19 protein-coding genes are annotated in these 17,059 nt (G+C 32.9%); 7 read left to right on the top strand and 12 right to left on the bottom strand.

Translation table 11 applies throughout. The features are described 5' to 3' along the window. The first annotated feature begins 73 nt into the window (after positions 1–73). The 5 genes from QO190_RS08135 (at position 74) to QO190_RS08115 (ending at position 4,503) form a co-directional block, all read left to right on the top strand. Entirely contained in the window at positions 74–1,078 is a 1,005-nt protein-coding gene (locus tag QO190_RS08135) for an NAD-dependent epimerase/dehydratase family protein (protein ID WP_371462504.1), read from the top strand. A 134-nt stretch (positions 1,079–1,212) separates the two neighbouring features. Beyond that, positions 1,213–2,271, top strand: a complete 1,059-nt coding sequence (locus QO190_RS08130; protein WP_371462506.1) for a diphosphomevalonate/mevalonate 3,5-bisphosphate decarboxylase family protein — start codon at positions 1,213–1,215, stop codon at positions 2,269–2,271. Between the two features lie 144 nt (positions 2,272–2,415). Then, positions 2,416–3,444, top strand: a complete 1,029-nt coding sequence (locus QO190_RS08125; protein WP_371462508.1) for an LLM class flavin-dependent oxidoreductase — start codon at positions 2,416–2,418, stop codon at positions 3,442–3,444. A 3-nt stretch (positions 3,445–3,447) separates the two neighbouring features. Then, the gene (locus tag QO190_RS08120) at positions 3,448–3,825 is read left to right on the top strand and encodes a VOC family protein (protein WP_371462509.1); all 378 of its coding nucleotides are present in this window, start codon (positions 3,448–3,450) and stop codon (positions 3,823–3,825) included. A 249-nt stretch (positions 3,826–4,074) separates the two neighbouring features. Beyond that, positions 4,075–4,503: a nuclear transport factor 2 family protein gene (locus QO190_RS08115; RefSeq protein ID WP_371462511.1), complete on the top strand. Its 429-nt coding sequence runs from the start codon at positions 4,075–4,077 to the stop codon at positions 4,501–4,503. On the opposite strand, the gene QO190_RS08110 is transcribed toward QO190_RS08115, so the two are convergent. Further along, a complete protein-coding gene (locus tag QO190_RS08110; RefSeq protein ID WP_371481295.1) occupies positions 4,500–5,594 on the bottom strand; it encodes an endonuclease/exonuclease/phosphatase family protein in 1,095 nt (364 codons plus the stop codon). The genes QO190_RS08115 and QO190_RS08110 overlap by 4 nt on opposite strands. Before the next feature lie 85 nt (positions 5,595–5,679). Here QO190_RS08110 and QO190_RS08105 point away from each other — a divergent pair, with 85 nt between their 5' ends. Beyond that, on the top strand, positions 5,680–6,786 hold the full coding sequence (locus QO190_RS08105; RefSeq protein WP_371462513.1) for a 5-(carboxyamino)imidazole ribonucleotide synthase: 1,107 nt from the start codon (positions 5,680–5,682) through the stop codon (positions 6,784–6,786). Positions 6,787–6,835: 49 nt separating this feature from the next. Here the strand turns inward: QO190_RS08105 and QO190_RS08100 are convergent, their stop codons facing one another. Further along, entirely contained in the window at positions 6,836–7,768 is a 933-nt protein-coding gene (locus tag QO190_RS08100; RefSeq protein ID WP_371462514.1) for a DMT family transporter, read from the bottom strand. Positions 7,769–7,851: 83 nt separating this feature from the next. Between QO190_RS08100 and purE the strand changes: the two genes are divergently transcribed. Beyond that, positions 7,852–8,352: a 5-(carboxyamino)imidazole ribonucleotide mutase gene (gene purE, locus QO190_RS08095; RefSeq protein WP_371462515.1), complete on the top strand. Its 501-nt coding sequence runs from the start codon at positions 7,852–7,854 to the stop codon at positions 8,350–8,352. A 511-nt stretch (positions 8,353–8,863) separates the two neighbouring features. Here the strand turns inward: purE and QO190_RS08090 are convergent. The 10 genes from QO190_RS08090 to QO190_RS08045 all read right to left on the bottom strand — a co-directional run bounded on the left by QO190_RS08090 (position 8,864) and on the right by QO190_RS08045 (position 16,945). Then, the gene (locus tag QO190_RS08090) at positions 8,864–9,688 is read right to left on the bottom strand and encodes an alpha/beta hydrolase (RefSeq protein WP_371462517.1); all 825 of its coding nucleotides are present in this window, start codon (positions 9,686–9,688) and stop codon (positions 8,864–8,866) included. 6 nt (positions 9,689–9,694) lie between these two features. Further along, the gene (locus tag QO190_RS08085) at positions 9,695–10,537 is read right to left on the bottom strand and encodes a prephenate dehydrogenase (protein ID WP_371462519.1); all 843 of its coding nucleotides are present in this window, start codon (positions 10,535–10,537) and stop codon (positions 9,695–9,697) included. Positions 10,538–10,551: 14 nt separating this feature from the next. Continuing rightward, on the bottom strand, positions 10,552–10,788 hold the full coding sequence (locus QO190_RS08080) for a hypothetical protein (protein ID WP_371462521.1): 237 nt from the start codon (positions 10,786–10,788) through the stop codon (positions 10,552–10,554). A gap of 6 nt (positions 10,789–10,794) precedes the next feature. After that, positions 10,795–11,166, bottom strand: coding sequence for a hypothetical protein (locus tag QO190_RS08075; RefSeq protein ID WP_371462523.1), 372 nt, complete (start codon positions 11,164–11,166; stop codon positions 10,795–10,797). 30 nt (positions 11,167–11,196) lie between these two features. Continuing rightward, entirely contained in the window at positions 11,197–12,387 is a 1,191-nt protein-coding gene (locus tag QO190_RS08070) for an alanine dehydrogenase (RefSeq protein ID WP_371462525.1), read from the bottom strand. Between the two features lie 83 nt (positions 12,388–12,470). Further along, positions 12,471–12,884, bottom strand: a complete 414-nt coding sequence (gene tsaE / locus QO190_RS08065; protein ID WP_069796963.1) for a tRNA (adenosine(37)-N6)-threonylcarbamoyltransferase complex ATPase subunit type 1 TsaE — start codon at positions 12,882–12,884, stop codon at positions 12,471–12,473. A gap of 109 nt (positions 12,885–12,993) precedes the next feature. Further along, positions 12,994–14,535, bottom strand: coding sequence for a PglZ domain-containing protein (locus tag QO190_RS08060; protein WP_371462527.1), 1,542 nt, complete (start codon positions 14,533–14,535; stop codon positions 12,994–12,996). A 191-nt stretch (positions 14,536–14,726) separates the two neighbouring features. Then, positions 14,727–15,377, bottom strand: coding sequence for a DUF6624 domain-containing protein (locus tag QO190_RS08055; RefSeq protein WP_371462529.1), 651 nt, complete (start codon positions 15,375–15,377; stop codon positions 14,727–14,729). Positions 15,378–15,641: 264 nt separating this feature from the next. Further along, complete coding sequence (locus tag QO190_RS08050) at positions 15,642–16,022, bottom strand: hypothetical protein (protein WP_371462531.1); 381 nt, start codon at positions 16,020–16,022, stop codon at positions 15,642–15,644. Positions 16,023–16,327: 305 nt separating this feature from the next. Further along, positions 16,328–16,945 carry a hypothetical protein gene (locus tag QO190_RS08045; RefSeq protein WP_371462533.1) on the bottom strand — a complete coding sequence of 206 codons (618 nt, stop codon included), beginning with the start codon at positions 16,943–16,945 and terminating at the stop codon, positions 16,328–16,330. Between the last annotated feature and the right edge of the window lie 114 nt (positions 16,946–17,059).

Below are 17,059 nucleotides of genomic sequence, written 5' to 3'. Positions count from 1 at the left end.
TTATAAATGTTATTTTTGCAAGGAATATTTTCCAAAATCATCCATCATCTAACATCCATCACCCTTCATAAAAATGATATTAGTTACAGGTGCAACAGGAATCCTCGGAAGAGTAATCGTTTTAGAACTGCTAAAACGTGGCAAAACAGTACGCGCTACAAAAAGAAAATCCAGCAATCTGCAGGAGGTTAGAAAATCATTTCAATTTTATACAGAAACTCCTAATGAATATTTTGATTCCATAGAATGGATAGAAGTAGATTTTGAAGATATTCATTCGCTACAAAACGCCTTAAATGGAGTAGAAGAGGTTTATCATTGTGCCGCTAAAGTGAGTTTTCATCCTAAAGATGAAAAAGAAATGTATCAAACGAATATTGAATGCACCAAACAACTTCTGTTTGCTTGTCAAAATTCTTCGGTGAAGAAATTCCTTTTTGTAAGTTCTATCGCAGTTTTAGATGGATTGAATGAAAACGGAGAATTAGACGAAAGTTCTGATTTTAACCCGAAAATCGACCATTCTGCGTATGCAATTTCTAAACATTTTTCGGAAATGGAAGTTTGGCGTGCATCAGCAGAAGGTTTAAACACGGTAATTGTAAATCCGGGAATCATCATCGGTAGCGGAAATTGGAAAGAAAGCAGTGGAACTTTATTCAAAGAATTGGGAGAGAATGCCTATACATTTTCTGGAGGAACTTCTTACGTAGATGTTCGAGATGTGGCTCAGATTTCCATTGAATTGATGGAAAAAAATATTTTTGGCGAAAGATTTATCTTAATTTCTGAAAATAAAAAATACCAAGACGTTGCCAATTTTATCAAACAAAAGTTAGGAAAACAAGGAGTAAAACTTGTTCCAAATGGTTTGTTGAAAACGGGAGTTTTCTTAAATTCAATTTTAGGTTGGCTTATTTCTCCACTGAAAATGGCGAATAAAGTAAACGTACAATCGGTTACCGAATTCAATAAAATATCAAATAAAAAAATCAAAGAAAAGCTCAATTATCAGTTCATTCCACTGGAAGAAAGTTTAGCTTTTCATGTAGAAAATTATAAAAAAGAAAGGAAGTAGGAAGTTAGAAGCTGGAAGTCCGAAGATTTGAAAATCTTTGATTTTAACTTTGTCTAACTATGCAAATTCGCTTTAGCGAATTCTTAAAATATTTTCAAAGAATTATAAAAAAATCTTTGCGTTTTAAAAAAAATATGGAAAATCAATTTTTAGGAAATCAGCATTTCAATATATCTAATCAAGTGGTTTCTGCAACTTGTCCATCCAACATTGCGTTAATCAAATATTGGGGAAAATATGCCAACCAAATTCCTGCAAATCCAAGTATTTCATATACTTTGAATCATTGCAACACCCAAACTTCAATGGAGTTTTTGGCAAACGAACCATTTTCTGTTCAGACTTTTTTGGCAGGAAATGAAGAACTAAAATTTGCAGAAAAAATCGAAAAATATTTTAAAAATATTGAACAATATTTGCCTTGGATTCTCAAAGGGAAATACGTTATTAAAACTGAAAATACATTTCCGCACAGTTCAGGAATTGCAAGCTCTGCTTCTGGTTTTGGAGCGATTGCAAGTTGTTTGATGAGCTTAGATGAGATTTTCTCTACTGACAACCATCAACCATCAACCATCAACCAAAAAGCTTCTTTTTTAGCAAGACTAGGTTCTGGAAGTGCTTGCAGAAGTTTGTATAACGGTCTTGTAGTTTGGGGAAAAACGGATGAAGTGGAAGGAAGTTCTGATTTATACGCGGTAAAATATCCCGATGAAGAAATTCATCCGATTTTTAAGAATTTCAATGATTGGGTTTTACTCATTCACGAAGGCGAAAAATCGGTAAGTTCTACTGTTGGTCACGGTTTGATGAATACCAATCCTTATGCAGAAAGACGTTTCCAAGAGGCGAGAGATAATTTTGTTCCATTAAAAGAGATTTTAAAAACAGGAAATCTTGAAAAATTTATCACACTCGTAGAACACGAAGCATTGACGCTTCATGCGATGATGATGATGAGCGAACCGGCTTTTATTTTGATGAAAACAGGAACGTTGGAAGTCATTAATAAACTTTGGAGTTTCCGTAAAGAAACAGAGCATCCATTATTTTTTACGCTAGATGCTGGTGCAAATGTTCACTTGCTTTTCCCAGAAAACGAAAGTTCTGATGCTATCAAAAATTTCATAGAAACAGAATTATTACAACACACTCAAAAAGGAGGAGTAGTAAAAGATGTGATGAAGTTTTAAAAATAAATAAAAACGGGCTTTGGCTCGTTTTTTTGTTTTAATCTTAAAAATAAAATCGGTTTTCAATAGAAAAAGTAGCCATTTCTTACCTTACATCAATTCATTCGCTTCTCAGAAATGGTAATTTTGAAGAAAATTTAGAAAATGAAAAAATTCGAAATAGGAGTTGGAATGTTTGGCGATTTGGCTTTTGATAAAGAAACCAGAAAATTTGCTGATCCTCAACAAAAATTACAGGAAATTTTAGCGGAAATAAAATGGGCAGATGATTTAGGAATTGATGTATTTGCTTTGGGCGAACATCACCGTCCAGATTACGTAGTTTCTTCCCCAGAAATGGTGCTTTCTGCAGCTGCTTCTATCACTAAAAATATCAAGTTAATGAGCGCTGTTACGGTGTTAAGTTCAGCAGAACCTGTAAAAGTGTATCAAGATTTTTCTACTTTGGATTTAATTTCTGGTGGAAGAGCCGAAATTGGCGTAGGTAGAGGAAGTTTCATTGAATCTTTTCCGCTTTTTGGTTATGATTTAGATGATTATCACGAACTTTTTGAAGAAAAATTAGATTTATTACTCAAAATAAATACTCAAGAAAACGTAACTTGGAAAGGCAAACTCCGTGCTCCTATGGAAAATCAAACGGTTTATCCTAGAGCAACGAACAACGGAAAATTACCAGTTTGGATTGCAGTTGGAGGAACTCCAGAATCGGTTTTGAGAGCTGCTAGATTAGGTTTGCCGTTAATCGTGGCGATTATTGGTGGTTTGCCAAGACAATTTAAGCCATTAATTGATTTTTACAAAAAAGAATATTTGAGACACGGTCACAATCCAGAAGAAATGCAAATTGGGATTCACTCTCATACTTTAGTCAGCGAAAATCCTGAAGTAATTGATGGATATTTTGAAAATTATGCCGCTCAAATGAACAGAATTGGCAGTTCTAGAGGTTGGTCTGCTTACACCAAAATGCAATATGAAGGCGGCAGAAGTAAAGAAGGTGCTCTATTTATTGGTAATTCTGATGAAGTAGCTGAAAAAATCAATAGGGTGAAAGAAATGTTTGGTTTGACCAGATATATCGCTCACATGGATGTTGGTGCGCCTAATCACGAGGTGATGATGAAAAGTATAGAATTATTCGGAACGAAAGTTGCGGAAAAAGTAAGATAAAAAATGAAAATTCACCACATTGCCATCATTTGTTCTGATTATCAAGTTTCTAAACAGTTTTATACTGAAGTTTTAGGACTCAATATTATCAGAGAAGTTTACCGAGAAGAAAGACAATCTTACAAACTAGACTTGGCGATTGGTGATGATTATGTTATTGAATTATTTTCTTTTCCAAATCCACCGAAAAGACCTTCTAGACCAGAAAGTTGTGGTTTGAGACATTTGGCTTTTGCAGTAGAAAATGTGGAAGAAAAACGAACAGAACTATTGCAAAAAGGAATCGATTGTGAAGAAATCAGAATAGATGAATTTACTGAGAAAAAATTCTTTTTCATCGTAGATCCAGATGATTTGCCTTTAGAATTTTACGAAATGTAACTTTTCAAAATCTCAAAAGACTTATTTATTGAATTTTTAAGAAATTTTTGTGATTTATGAACAAATATTTCTGAAACGCAAAGTTTTATTTTAACAGCAATCAAACAAAGAAAGCAAAGTTTTTTCGCTTTGCGAATTTTTAAGCGTAAGCTTCAAGCGAATTATTTCGCTTCTTTGCTTCCTTAAAATAGATTTAAATTTTTTATCTTCTTTGCGTTTATATAAAAATAATATGTAATAAATTTTGACATGAAAAAAATCTTCTTTCTCCTGATTTCCAGTTTTTCTTTTGCTCAAAACGCATCAGAAAAAGAAATCGTAAAGCCGATTGAAAACCTTTTCAATGCAATGAAATCTGCAGATTCTCTTGGAGTGAAAAACGCTTTTTCTGGTTCTGCAATTATGCAGACTTTTGGGAAAAATCAAGAAATAAGAACGGATAAAGTAGAAGATTTTGCCAAACAAGTTGCCGCATCTCAAGCTGGCGATTTAGACGAAAGATTCACTATTTCTAAAATTTTGGTTGATGGAAATATGGCTTCGGTTTGGGTTCCGTATCAGTTTTATTATAAAGGTAATTTTTCGCATTGTGGGGTCAATAGTTTTCAACTGGCGAAAATCAATAACGAATGGAAAATTCAATATATCATTGATACTCGAAGAAAAAAATGTGATTAGATTTCATCTTCTGTAGCGAATTCCTCTCGGTTGTCGCTTTTTTCTTTTTTGCCTTCTTCAATCAGTTGGTTTACTTCGTGAATCTCGCCATTTTCTAAAGTTTTAATTTCCTCTTTTTGTTCGTCTTCTTCTCGGTCAATAAAAAAATTGAATCCCAATGGAAAATGGTCTGAACCAATGCTAGGATAAGTGAAAATTTTTTTCACAAAAATCTCTTTGCTGTGATATAATAAATCAAGCGGAACTCTGAAAAACCAATGTTTGGCATGAAAAGTGGCGAAAATTCCTCTTCCAATTCTCGCATCTATGAGTTCGCTGGTTTTTCTAAATAATTGAGAAGAATATGCCCAAGCTACATTATTGAAATCTCCCGAAACTAAAACGGGAATTTTATGACTTTTTACTTTTTTGGCAATGCTTAATAAATCGCCATCTCTTTCTTTAGACGTTTTTTCTTCAGTAGGACTTGGTGGAGGAGGATGAACACCAAAAAATACAAATTCATATCCATCTTTGGTTTTTAATTTTGCTTCAATACTCGGCAAATCATCGGCAACAAAATAATGCGTTTTTACTTCTAGAATTTCCAATTTTGAATAAAAATGCATTCCGTAAGTGTTTTCTAAGGTCACTTTTTCAGAAAATGGATAATCTTTTTCTACTATTCGCATTGCATTTTCCCAATCCGAGTTACTCTCCATCGTAATGAAAAAATCGGGTTGTTCTTTCGCAATTAAATCTATTAATTTTTGAAATTGAGTATTGAATTGATAAACATTTACAGCAATTCCTCTTACCAATTCTGAAGCGTGTTTTGGTCTGCGATGGTCTTTGTTTTTATAAAATTTAGTAAATCGAATAAGAGTAAAAACGTGATAAATGATAAATCCTAATTGAAAAATTTGTAAAACAAAAAGTAAGGTTTCTCCTTTTGCCCAAAACCAAGAAATCCCAAAAACAATGACTTGTAAAATGGTGATTTGAAGCATCAAAAATTCAGGAACTCTAAAAATCCAATGCTGGTTTTTACTGAACGGTAAAACGCTCAATATCAAAAGAAAGATTGAGAGAAAACAGAGAAGTTCTATCATTTGCCTTTAAAGTTTATGCTAAATTATTCATTTTCCGTATTTTTACGCAGTAAATCTGAAAATCTAATAAAATAAAAAGTAAATTATGAAAATTGGAATTCTTGGTGGAGGCCAACTCGGAAGAATGTTCATTCAAAATGCATTAAACTACGACGATGAATTTCACGTTTTAGACCCCAACTCTGATTGTTCTTGTGCTTATATTTCACATTTTTCTCAAGGAAATTTTAATGATTATGAAGATGTTTTGGCTTTTGGTCAAGATAAAGATGTGATTTCCATAGAAATAGAACATGTAAATGTAGATGCGCTTTTCGAGTTGGAAAAACAAGGTAAGAAAGTGATTCCCAATGCGGAAATAATCAAAACCATCCAACAAAAAATCCTACAAAAAGAGTTTTATAAAAAACACAATATTCCAAGTCCTGATTTTCAGATAATTTCAAATGCATCAGAAGCTACCTTTGCTTTACCTTTTGTTCAAAAATTGAATACTGGTGGTTATGACGGAAAAGGAGTACAAGTCATCAAAACCGAAGATGATTTGAAAAATCTTTGGGATGCTCCTTCTGTTTTAGAATCTTTGATAGATATAGAAAAAGAACTTTCCATTATCATTGCCAAAAACGAAAATGGAGAAACCAAAACTTTTCCCGTAACAGAAATGGTTGCCGATGAAAAACTGAATTTGTTGGATTTCAATATTTGTCCTGCCGATATTTCAAAAGATGTTCAATCTCAAATTGATGCCATTGCAGAAAAATTCATCAATGCAGCTAATTCTGCTGGACTTTTTGCCATCGAATTATTCCTCGATAAAAACGGAAAAGTTTGGGTGAATGAAACAGCACCAAGATTGCACAATTCTGGTCATCAAACGCAAGAAGGAAACGCTAATTCTCAGTTCGAGCAATTTTACAGAACTCTGAAAAATCTTCCTTTGGCAGATACAGATGCTTTTGGTTTTTCTGGAATGCTTAATTTAGTTGGAGAACAAAACTACAGCGGAAAAGTAAAATATGAAGGTTTAGAAGAGATTCTGAAACTCCCAAAAACCTATGTTCATCTCTACGGAAAAACAGAAACCAAACCTGGTAGAAAAATGGGGCACATCAATGTTTTAGCCAATTCCAGAGAAGAATTATTAGAAAAACTGAATCATATTAAAACTTTGGTAAGGGTGATTTCTTAAGTGGGAGAGTTTTAGAATTGTAGAGTGGGAGAGTTTTAAACTTTCATCATTAATCTTCGGACTTCAGACTTATAGCTTCGGACTTTTTAAACATTTCCTTTTTTAGGTTCATAATAAAGACTCCAGAAATAATAAGAATAGCCGCAAAAATAAATTTTGTGGTTATTTTTTCATCTAAAATCAACCAACCTAAGAAAATGGCGATAATCGTATTCACGTAATTCAGCATTGAAATTTGTGATGGATTTACCCTTTTTAGTGCATAAAGAAACGCATAATAAGTAATCACCGAGCCAAAAACACCCAAATAAATCACGTAAGCAAAAGATTCTGCACTCCATTTTTCGAAATCATAATTTTTGGTAAAAGTAAAGGCGAAAATAAGTTGAACAACTCCAGCAAAAGCAAATTGATAGAACAAATTCAATAAAATATTATCAGAATGAATCGTGATTTTTTTGGTGAAAAGGGTTCCAGAAGCCCAACCTAAAATCCCGATGAATAAAACAATAAGTCCCAATCTGTAATCAGGATTCAGCAATTCTTGTAAACCATCAGAAAAAATGAGCAAAACACCACTAAAACCTAGAATTAATCCTAAAACAGATTTTAGTTTAAATTGTTCTAAGCCAATGAATACACTTCCCAGAAATACAATTATCGGCGAAGTAGCAGTAAGAACCGAAGCGAGGCTGCTATTGATGTGTTTCTCGGCAATGGTTGTCATTCCGTTAGCAATGATAATCATTAATGTAGAAAGAATGATTTGAGTTTTAAGATTTTTCAAACCAATCCATTTCAGTTGTTTTTTATAGACCAAAAAACCTAACAATAAAAGTGCAGCAATGCTTTGTCTGATTCCGGTAACAAACCAAGGTGGTATGGTTTCTACAGCAACTCTAATTCCTAAATAAGTAGTTCCCCAAACTATTGCAACCGTAAGAATGGCTAAAATAAGTTTGAAATCTTTTTCTGTGTTCATAATGATTTTCGCGGTACGAAGATATTCAATTCTAGCGTAAAAACGATATTTTTTTCTATCTTTGAAGGAGTAAAAATGTAAAAATGGTTTCAATTATCATGGGCAGTCAGAGCGATTTGCCAATTATGCAACAAGCTGCTGATTTTTTAAAATCTTTAGAAATTCCTTACGAACTTACGGTGGTTTCTGCACACAGAACACCAGAACGCATGTTCGATTTTGCAAAATCTGCCAAAAACAGAGGCGTGAAAGTCATTATTGCAGGAGCAGGAGGAGCAGCGCATTTACCAGGAATGGTGGCGAGTTGTACTACTTTGCCGGTGATTGGCGTACCTATTTTGTCGTCTAATTCTATTGATGGTTGGGATTCTGTATTGTCTATTCTGCAGATGCCTTCAGGAATTCCTGTGGCGACTGTTGCTTTGAACGGAGCTACCAATGCTGGGATTTTAGCCGCTAAAATTTTAGGAAGTTCAAACGAAGAAATTTCTACAAAATTAGAAATTTATCAATTGAGCCTGAAAGAAAAAGTGCTTTCTACCATCGAAGAAATCAAAAAAGAACACCCGAATTCTTACGATTAACTCGTCATTGCGAGGAGTTTTATGAAATAAGACGACGAAGCAATCTGTTTTCGTCAGTCTGAGCGGAGTCGAAGACAGGAGCAAGACGCTTTCGTTTCTTTTCACTTTCAGTCCTGCTTTTCGTTGCAATCTTTTTCGGTGGCTTCGGCTACGCTCAGCCTCCAAAAAAGGATTTCCACTGCAATCAGGGCTAGGATTAACTTTTATTTTTTTATTAAAACTTTACCATAAAGTTTGTCATTCCGTAGGAAACTAAATTATAAATTTCAGTGAATGTTTGTAGAGATTCCTACAGAAATCGAAGATTCGACGAAGTCAATGACAAGGAAACTGCTAAAAAATCTGTGTAAATCTGCGAAATCAGCGAGCAATAAATTAGAATTGCACTTTTAGATATTCTTCACAAGACTTTTAGTGTTTTTTAAATAATGACAAATAAACTGCTAAAAAAAATCTGTGTAAATCTGCGTAATCTGTGGGGAATAAATATTTTTAATCTGTGAGAAACAAATCATTTAAACCACAAAACAGCTCCCTCAAATTCTCTGCGCCAATAGATTTCGTTGTGTTTTCCGTCTTCGTCTATTTTTAGGAAAATATTTTTAGATTTTACGTTTTTAGATTTCAGATTTTCAATGACACGTTGGGTTTGCGCTTCCATGTCTTCATCTTCGTGTTTTCCTTGGGCAAAGTAATATTTCTGATACTTTAAATTGACTTTAGAATGGGTAATAAATGCATTCAAATCTTCAGCATTAAACCAAAAAGCAGAAGAAAAAGCCAACACTTTCCCGAAAGTTTCAGGATATTTCACCGCGGCATAAACAGAAATCAGCGCTCCGAGTGAACTTCCACCAATCGAGGTGTTTTTTTTGTCCGTTTTTGTTCTGTAATTTTTATCAATGTAAGGTTTCAATGTTTCCACGATAAATTTCACGTAGTTTTCGCCATTTCCACCGCCGTATTTTGCATTTTTGAAAGGAGAGAGTTCTTCAATTCGTTTTTCGCCACCGTTATCTATTCCTACAACAATTAAAGATTTTCCGGTTTTTTCAAAAATTTTGTTCAGTGTTTCATCTGCTTGCCATTCACCAGCGTAAGAAGTAGCGTCGTCAAAAAGATTTTGGGCATCTTGAAGATACATGACGCTATATTTTTTGCGAGAAGTTTCGTAATCTTTAGGCAAATAAATCCAAATTCTTCGTGTGGTTTTAAGTTGAGGAAAGTCGAAATTTTCAGAAATTATCTTCACATTTTCTGTCGCCGTACTTTTCTTTTCTTGACTCCATAAAAAAGTACAACTGATGATAAACAGAAAGCGAAAGAAATTTTTCATGACGAATTATTTTAAGATGCCTCGGATTTTATTGGCGTTTTTGATGAGTTCTTCCAGAAGTTCAAAATTCTCTTTTTCTAGAGCAGACTTGAATTTTCTGAGCTGTGTAATGTGTTCATTCAGAACGTCTAACAGGTTTTCTTTGTTTTGTTTAAAGATAGGAACCCACATTTCTGGATGCGATTTTGCCAAACGAACCGTACTCGAAAAACCAGAACTCGCCAATTGGAAAATGGTATCTTCTTCTCGTTCTTTTTCTAAAACCGTGTTTGCCAAAGCGTAAGAAGTGATGTGTGAAATGTGAGAAATGTACGCAGTGTGAACGTCATGAGCGTCTGCATTCATGTAAATCAGGTGCATTTCTAGATTTTTGGCGATATTTTCTACCAATGCTAATGCATCTTGCTCAGAATCTTCACGGTCGCAAATTACGGCTGCTCTTCCTGCGAAACTTTCTTTTTGTGCAGCTTTTGGTCCAGAATTTTCGGTTCCCCACATTGGGTGAAATGCTACAAATCTTTTTCGGTTCGGGTGATTTTTGATGGCTTCTACAATTCCAGATTTGGTAGAACCGGTATCCATTACCGTTTGTTTATCGGTAATTAAATCTAGAACTTGTGGTAAAATTTTAACCGTAGCATCTACTGGAATAGCGGTGATGATAAGGTCTGCGTTTTTTATACCATTTTCAAAATCTTCGAAACGGTCTATAATTCCTAGTTCCTGGGCTTCTTGAAGGTGAATTTCTGATTTGTCAATTCCTATAAATTCTGCTCCGAAATTTTTTTCGCGGAGTTTTAGGGCGATAGAACCACCAATTAAACCTACACCAATAATCGCAATCTTCATTTTGAAATTAATTTTTAGAGTTCTTTTTCCTTTTGTTTGATTTGATTAGAAATATTCAGAATATTAATAAAATTGGGAAGTAAAGTAGCCACTGCTACTGCTATAAAGGTTGCAAAAGATTTTCCGTTGTAATACATCATGCTGAGTACAATAATCCAAACAATAACCAATCCTAAAAAGATTCCTAAGAAAACTTTTTGTAATTTTTTTAATTGGGGAACACTCAGGTCTGTGTATTTTTTCTTTTGCATAAGTTGTTATTTTAGTTTTTTAAGACTAATGAAATGGGCATTTTCTTTACATTTTTCAAAAGTAATTTCATAGGTGGGATCTCCTTCTGGAGCGGTAAGTAAATAACTTGGACAAGGTTTTTTCTGTGCATCGCTCTTGTCAAAGTTAATTTCTCCTTTGGTAATAATGCTGTCTTTCAGAAATTTTTCGTCGATTTTAAAGGTTTTCATTTCTGCTTGAAAAGCTTCAGAATACGTGAAGTCTTTCGATAAAGTTTCGGCAATTACTCTAGAATTGGGAAGATAACCGCTACAACTTACCCCTTTTTTGTTCAAAATAAAGAATACAATTAATAATCCTGGAATTAACCCGATGAAAAAGAATTTCAGTTTTCTCATTGAATATGATGTAAAAAGTAAGTTGAAAATTTAAAAAATTAAAAGGTTGATGTCGTGATAAGTAAGGTCGAATTTGTCGCAAATCACTTTTTTGGTATGTCTGCCTTTATACATGTAAAGCGATTGTTTCATTTCGTTTCTTTTCAAAAGCATATTCTCGAAACCACCTTCTTCGTCATAGTTCAGCAGATAACTTAGGAAGAAATTAGAAATAGCTTTCGTAGTGGTTCTCGGCATTCTAGAAGATAAATTAGGTAATCCACAGTGAAGAATTTCGTGTTTGATGATGACAGGATTTTCATGAGTGGTTACTTCTGTGGTTTCTATACAACCGCCATAATCTATCGTCAAATCTATAATTACAGAGCCTTTTTTCATAGCTTTTACCATATCTTCTGTTACTACATAAGGTATATTAAGTCTAGGTAATGCGCCAATCACTACATCAGCTCTTCTCAATGCTTTTTTTAATTCTTTCGGGTCTATAATTGAAGTTGGGACTCTACTGTCTATAAGTGTGTGTAATCTTCTTAATTTAGATAAAGAATTGTCAAAAACTCTTACACTTGCCCCTAAACCGATGGCTGCTTTCGTCGCAAATTCTCCTACAATTCCAGCTCCCAAAACTACCACTTCTGTAGGACGAACTCCGGTAATTCCACCAAGCATTAATCCATTAGATTTCGCCAATAATTCTGAAGCGTACAAAATGGAAATTCCACCTGCTATTTCGCCAATGAGTCTGATGAGTGACAACTGACGGTATTCATCCATAATGAATTCAAAAGCGATGGCATTTACCTTTTTTTCTGCTAATTTTTTAAAATAATCTTTGTCTCTTAAGTTAATTTGAAGTGCAGAAACCAAATAAGCATTTGGTTTTAGAAATTCCATTTCTTCTTCGGTTGGTGGATTGATTTTAAGAACCAAATCTTGTCCGTACACTTCAGCTTGACTGGTTGTAATCTGAGCTCCTGCTTCAGAAAACTGTAAATCGGTGAAAAAAGAGCCTTCACCAGCGCCAGCTTCTAAAATAATATCATGACCATGTTCTACCAAAACTTGTACTGCATCTGGGGTAATACACAGTCTTTTTTCGTGTAAACAGGTTTCTTTTGGGATACCAATGCTAAATTTTTTCCCTTTTTTCAGAACTTCTAATTTTTCCTCTTTAGGAATGAGTTGTTCTTCAGTAAAAGGTGTAAATATGGTAGAACTCATTGTTTTAAATTTTAATCTACAAAGATAGCGAAAAATGGGATAGGTAAAACCTTAGAAATCATGGATTCTTTCTAAGGAAAATTTTAGTGGAAAACAATTTCTCTATAATCACCATGATTGGTAATTGTCATTTCATGATGAGGTAAATCTGCCAATTCTTCTTCATAAATTTCTGGCCATTCTATAATACAAAGAAAAGCATTGTCTAGATACTCTTCAATCCCAAAATCATAGGCTTCTTCTATTTTTTTGAGTCGATAAAGATCAAAATGAAAAACTTTTCCTTTTGGTGAATGGTATTCGTTTACAATAGCGTAAGTTGGCGAAGAAACTTCGTCTGTGCTTCCTAAACTTTTCATCAAGAATTGAGAAAATGTGGTTTTGCCAGCGCCTAAGTTTCCTTTGAGCAAAAGGATATTGTGTTGCAAATTGGGCAAAATTTCATCTACTACTTTTTGCCAATCTTCTATTTTTTCTATTTGAAATGTTTGAGACATGTTTTTTGAAAATTTTTTCAAAAATACGGAATTGTTATGGTGTAAAAAAGCGGAAAAAATCAATTGATTTTTTCCGCTCCATGCCTAAGTATAATAAACTATGAAAAAACTACTTAGGTTCTAAAATACTGATAGGTATAATGATTTCTTCTAGTGAAATTCCGCCATGTTGATAGGTGTCTTTGTAATAATTCACAAAGTGGTTGTAATTTTTGGGATAAGCCAAAAAGATGTTGTTTTTCGCAAAAATATATTTGCTGCTGAGATTTCCTTTGGGTAAAAACAATTTTTCTGGATTGGTAATTGCCCAAACATCTTTTTCGTCATAAGTGAGAGATTTTCCTGTTTTATAACGAATGTTGGTGCTGGTTTCTCTATCGCCTACAACTTGCGATGGTTTTTTCACATAAACCATTCCGTGGTCAGTCGTAATCACGAGTTTGAAGCCTTGTTCCGCTGCGAGTTTGATGATTTTTAAGATAGAAGAATTTTCAAACCAATTTACGGTAAGACTTCTGAAGGTTTTGTCATCTCTAATCAATTGGTCTACAATGTGATTATCCGTTTTGGCATGCGAAAGAATATCAATAAAATTATAGACAATTACCAATAAATCATTGTTTTTATGTTGGTTAAAATCATCTAAAATCTTGCGTTCAAAATCTGCATTCAGAACTTTCAAATATTTCATGGACTTGTTTTGTAGTCCAATTCTTTTCATTTGGGCTTCTAAAAATTCGCGCTCGTGCTCGTTTTTATTGCCTTCTTCATTGTCATTAAACCATTTGTCTGGAAAACGCTTTTCGATTTCTGAAGGCATTAAACCTGCGAAAAATGAATTTCTGGCGTATTGAGTGGCAGTGGGTAAAATGCTGAAATATTCGTCTTCTGAAACCTTGTTGTAAAACCTTGCGAAAAGCGGTTCTATCACTTTCCATTGGTCATATCTCAAATTGTCAACCATCAGAAGTAAAACTTTGTCTTTCTCTAAAACGGGTTTTACTTTTTCCTTAAAAGCAGTGTGAGACATGATTGGTTTTTCTGTGCTGTGAAGCCATTCTTCGTAATTTTTTTCTATAAATTTAGAAAACTGAATGTTGGCTTCTTCTTTTTGAGATTGTAATAAATCTGCAAACTCATTGTCAAAAACTTTATCGAATTTGATTTCCCAATTCAAGATTTTCTTATAATATTCTGCCCATTCTTGGTAAGTATTTACATAGCTAAGTTCCATCGAAAGGTTACGAAAACCTTGTTGATATTCTAATTTGGTTTTTTGCTCTACCAAATCGTCTTCTTGAAGATTTTTTTTCAGCGAAAGCAAAACCTGATTGGGGTTTACAGGTTTTAAAATGTAATCAGAAATCTGCGAACCGATGGCTTGTTCCATGATGTGTTCTTCTTCGTTTTTGGTTACCATCACTATTTTTATAGAAGAATCTAAATCTTTAAGCATGGGAATGGCTTCTAAACCAGAAATTCCTGGCATGTTTTCGTCTAAAAGTGCGAGTTGAAATTTTTCGTTTTCTATTAATTCTAGCGCTTCGTTTACGTTATTCACGGGCGTTACGCTATAGCCTTTGTTTTCTAGAAAAACGATATGTGGTTTGAGTAAATCTACTTCATCATCAATCCAAATTATTTTTGACATAAATTATTTTTTAGGTTAAGATATAGGTTGAGGTAAAGGATAAGGTTAAGAAGTTATAAGTTTCATCTTGCATCTTGTGACTTCCGACTCCAAATTATCTCTCCCAAAAATACGCCAAAACTGTCTTAAATATTGTATAAAATAAATGGAATATGGTTAAAAATCTGTTAAACTGAAAATGAGTCTTGAGTTTATTGATAAAGCGGAGGTTCTTTTATCCCTTGAGAAATTAAAACTGTTTTATTCATTTCAAAATGAGCTTTTGTCCTTTCATTTAAGTATTTTTTTAAAGGTTCTAGCTCATATTTTTTTCTTCGTTCATCTACATTTATGCTGTCTTCTAATCCGTATTTTGGTGTAGCTTGTCCCAATTTATTATAGCTGCATTGAGTTCCAAAATATTGTTTTTGTTTTTTATTAGCTCTTATTCTATCAAATAGATAAGCGTAATTAGATTTGTGAGCATTATTTTTGTCAACTTCCTTTTTCATCATTTTCAAAACTTTTTTCTGAAAATCTGGAAAATTGTCAGAATGCTGAACGATTAACCAAAAATGGTTAGAACCTTCTTCTCCAACTTTATCAAATCCAAGAAAACCATATTTTTTGATGTAGTTATCAATCTTTTCTTTGTTTACTTTATTGATGCTATCTCTATCAGTAAAGAATTTTTCAGTGTTAGTTATGTACGAACCAAAAGGAATTCCAGCATATTTTTGGTCAATTTCTACCATTTCAGAAAGTTCTTTTTTGATGTTTTCTTTTTCAGATTCAGATATCTTCTTTTTTGAAACGCAAGAACTCACCAAAATTATACTAAAAATGAAAATTAAGTTTCTCATGATGATTATTTTTTTCAAAAATATGAAATAGAGACGAATAAAACCATTTTAGCTCAAATTTTATCTCTAAAACAAGGGAAGAACTTTGCTTTTGTAAATAAGTCTTTCCAAGCTTCAATAACTCAATTTTAAGCACACCAAATTTTAGCATTTTTAATTTTAACTAAAAAATAAACCTCTCTAAAATTGCTTCTAAAGAGGTTGTTTTTTATCTTTTTTAATGGTTATTTTCAGAAAATGGTACTTGTGCAACAGTTACCCACGTTAGCTGTAGTCTTTTTCTTGATATGCATTCCAATTTTTTTCAAACTCTGATTTGCTAATTTTTTCAAATTCAAATCCATTTTTAAAATCTTGCAATATGAGATTATTATCTGTCCAAAAACCAAAATTATTTTCATAAGGCATAATCATTATTGGTTCTTGGGAATTATTCATTCCGATTTCACGAACTGGAATATTGTCGTTATCAAATTCAATTAACCAAATATTTGTATCATGTATTTTAGAATCAAAGTCAGGATTTGCTAGTGGTAAAATTTTCCATGCTATTTTTTCCAATAAGTCAAAAAAAATATTTGATTTAGATTTTTCTCTATTTTGAGAATCTAATATAATTTTTAGATAAGTGAAATTATGTGACATTTGGTGAAAGATTAAAACTAACGGTTTGGCGGATATGCGAAGTTCCACGAAGGAAGTTTACTTCCGATCTTGGGATTTTGCAAATTCATAGTGCAAGTTGCATATACTCAAATATACTAAAACTTTTATAAAAACCATATTGTACAACATGAAAAAACACCATTATAAGCGCTCTAAATTTTAATATTTTAAAAACAAACCTCTCTAAAATTTCTTCTAAAGAGGTCTAAATTTTTATTTTTTGAAAACTATTTTCTAAAAAAAGGAGTTGTGCAACAGTTACGGCTGTTACCGGCAGTGCGAATTTATCCGTCAATCACAAAATCTAGTGTTAGTTCCGAGTTTTGATTGTAATTTTTTCCGATTATTTTTTGTTCTATTTTATCATATTTCTCTAAATCAAATAAGCCAATTTCTTTTAAAATTTCAATTTTTCCAGTTTCTTTTGAAAAAGAAATTAATTCAGAAGTTAGAATTTCATTTTCACTCTTTATTCTTTGTAATAAAATTTGATTTTTTAATTCAATTCTGAAAAGTGTGTATGGATAATAATCAAGCATAGTTTCTCCTTTTTCCGAAATGAATTGGATAATTCCAAATTCATCTCCATAATCTGAGACTTTTTCCATAAACTCATTTGCTACTTTTTCAATTTCGTTATCACCATCAAGATATACAAATTTTGAAGTAATTTTAAACTTTTCATTTTCAAGTAAAATATGATCATTCCTGTTTTCTGGATGTATTTTATTTTTTTGAAAAATTGATTTTATTAAACCGAAAATTAACAAAATTGGAAAAACTATAAAAATTAAGATTATTAGGAAAATTGGAAGTAAAATAAATTCAATAATCTTGTTTAGAATTACATTTCCTGTTTTTGGATGTGGTAAATTTTTTATTTTAATATTCCCAATTTTCATTTGTGCGTCGTATTTTTAATCGTATTGTAGATAACGCTTCGGCGGATTTGCGAAGTCCCGAGAAGGAAGTTTACTTCCGTTCTTGGGATTTTGCAAATTCACAGATGTGCGAAG

The sequence above is a fragment of the Cloacibacterium sp. Arc13 genome (assembly GCF_041431305.1).
Lineage (GTDB): Bacteria > Bacteroidota > Bacteroidia > Flavobacteriales > Weeksellaceae > Cloacibacterium > Cloacibacterium caeni_B.
Note: the sequence above shows the minus strand (reverse complement) of the source record. Positions and strands in the feature narration are given on the sequence as shown.